This window comes from Microcystis sp. LE18-22.4A, from assembly GCF_027531105.1.
Taxonomy (GTDB): Bacteria; Cyanobacteriota; Cyanobacteriia; order Cyanobacteriales; family Microcystaceae; genus Microcystis; species Microcystis aeruginosa.
Genome location: NZ_JAPZRB010000642.1, coordinates 1 through 1,358, shown reverse-complemented (window position 1 = coordinate 1,358; position 1,358 = coordinate 1). Strand labels below are relative to the sequence as shown.

The 1,358-nt window shown below is 37.4% G+C and carries 2 protein-coding genes and 1 pseudogene; 2 read left to right on the top strand and 1 reads right to left on the bottom strand.

Going from position 1 to position 1,358, the window contains the following annotated elements; translation table 11 throughout:
* A partial coding sequence (locus O9295_RS27215) for a DNA adenine methylase (protein ID WP_288036384.1) occupies window positions 1-555 on the top strand: 555 nt, incomplete at its 5' end.
* Between the two features lie 71 nt (window positions 556-626).
* Here the strand turns inward: O9295_RS27215 and O9295_RS27210 are convergent.
* Window positions 627-923 carry a DUF4351 domain-containing protein gene (locus O9295_RS27210; protein ID WP_288036385.1) on the bottom strand — a complete coding sequence of 99 codons (297 nt, stop codon included), beginning with the start codon at window positions 921-923 and terminating at the stop codon, window positions 627-629.
* A gap of 55 nt (window positions 924-978) precedes the next feature.
* Here O9295_RS27210 and O9295_RS27205 point away from each other — a divergent pair.
* Window positions 979-1,358, top strand: a pseudogene (locus tag O9295_RS27205) (IS1/IS1595 family N-terminal zinc-binding domain-containing protein); the annotation flags it as partial.

Sequence of the window (1,358 nt, the reverse complement as noted above, 5' to 3'; positions counted from 1 at the left end):
GAAATTAAACAAAAATATGATAGCGGACGAGAATTATTTCAAGATTTGACAAGGGAAGATTTAAAGTTAACCGATTTTGAAAAAGCGGTGCGTTTTTTTATCTTAAATCGGATTACTTTTTCGGGAACAGTGGATTCGGGGGGGTATTCTCAAGCAGCTTTTAACAGTAGATTTACTGATTCATCAATTGCCAGATTAACCCAAATTGCGCCGTTATTAGCATCGGTAAAAATTACTAACCAAGACTACGAAGAATTATTATTTCAAGAGGGAAAAGAAGTTTTTATCTTCCTCGATCCCCCCTACTATAGTGCCACAAAATCCCGTTTGTACGGCGTAAGAGGGAATTTACATACCAGCTTCGATCATCAACGCTTTGCCGATAATATGCGTCAATGTCAGGCTAAATGGTTAATTACCTACGATGATTGTCCAGAGATACGAAAACTCTTTGATTTTGCCCATATTATCGAGTGTAATCTTCAGTATGGCATGAATAATTATAAACAAGGAGCGGCGGCATCTGGTAGAGAATTAATGATCAAAAATTATTAGTGCGATGCCGAAGGCACTGGGTAGCAGTAAGCTAATCTTATATGTTGGGTTGACGACTGTACTTCATCCTATTAATTTAACCATTGGTGCAAATCTTCCAAATCCGAAAAATCCAATAAAGCAAGAGCTAAATTATCTAATTGATTAGGATTTAACTGTTTAATTTTTTGTTCTACCTTTAAAGGAATAGAACCTAGTTTTAAATTTAGCTGACGCAAAATTAGGCTTTTTTTAGCGGATAATCCTCCTTCCTCTCTGCCTTCCTCTAAAGCTTCTTGATAAACCTTAGTTTCTCTTAAATCACTTAGGTAATGATTTGGTAGTAGTGGCGTAGCCCTCTTGCTTACCTGGTATGAATTGTGTAAAATATTTATGAATAAAAATAATTGGAACCCGCTCAGTCTTTAAACCTCTAGCTTGATCATGACTTTTCTGATAAATATCTTTTTCTGGCTCCTGTCTGGCTTACTCAAATATCAGTCTAGCACCGAACAAAATCCCCCCTTCACCTCTATTCCCCTGTCCTAATTGTGGTTCTCACCATAGGATTAAGAATGGTTCTATTCATAATGGAAAACCCAAACGTCAAGGTAAAGAGTGTGGTCGTCAGTTTGTGATCAATCCCACTAATAAAACCGTCTCTGACGAAACCAAACAATTAATTGATCAACTCTTGCTCGAACGAATTTCCTTACGAGGAATTGCTAGAGTAACAGGGGTAAGTTGGTCATGGTTACAAAACTATGTCAACAATAAACTGGCGGCTGTCCCGCGTCAAATAAAGGTTTCGGACAAACCAAAAG